General features: G+C 41.5%; 1 tRNA gene and 1 rRNA gene. Both read right to left on the bottom strand.

The annotated features are described in order from the left end of the window. Positions 1-235: 235 nt before the first annotated feature. Positions 236-311, bottom strand: a tRNA-Glu gene (locus DV424_RS08860). A gap of 123 nt (positions 312-434) precedes the next feature. Beyond that, a 16S ribosomal RNA gene (locus tag DV424_RS08855) occupies positions 435-518 on the bottom strand; the annotation flags it as partial.

Raw genomic sequence — 518 nt, 5'->3', positions numbered from 1 at the left:
TTTCACTTCAAAGTGCGGTCAATTTGATGCGTATGTTCATTCAACTAAACACTTGATTGCTTTTGTTCAATCAAGATTTTATGCAAAATAGGTTTGCTTTCAGAGTTTCCTTCTCAGTTCCCTCTTTCACTTTCCCGTTTTGCCTACTCAGACTTTCTCTCGAAAATCTCTTGTTTTCAGCTTGTTTCCAATTTTTTAAAGAACAGTAAGATAATCTAACAAAGTTATCTTTAATTGGCGTCCCCACGGGGATTCGAACCCCGGTTACCGCCGTGAAAGGGCGATGTCCTAGGCCTCTAGACGATGGGGACATCAATTAAAGATACTCTATCTTCTTTTTATCTTTCAACGTTGCTTTCGCTTCGTTTTCAATTTCTCATTTTTCTACAACTATCAGCCAATCTGTGTGAGCACTCGCTGTCTCTCGTCTTTGGTAAGGAGGTGATCCAACCGCAGGTTCCCCTACGGTTACCTTGTTACGACTTCACCCCAGTCATGAATCATACCGTGGTAAACGC

It is taken from the genome of Haemophilus haemolyticus, from assembly GCF_003493605.1.
GTDB lineage: Bacteria > Pseudomonadota > Gammaproteobacteria > Enterobacterales > Pasteurellaceae > Haemophilus > Haemophilus haemolyticus_J.
The sequence above is the reverse complement of the archived record's forward strand: the minus strand, read 5'-3'. Positions and strand labels throughout refer to the sequence as shown.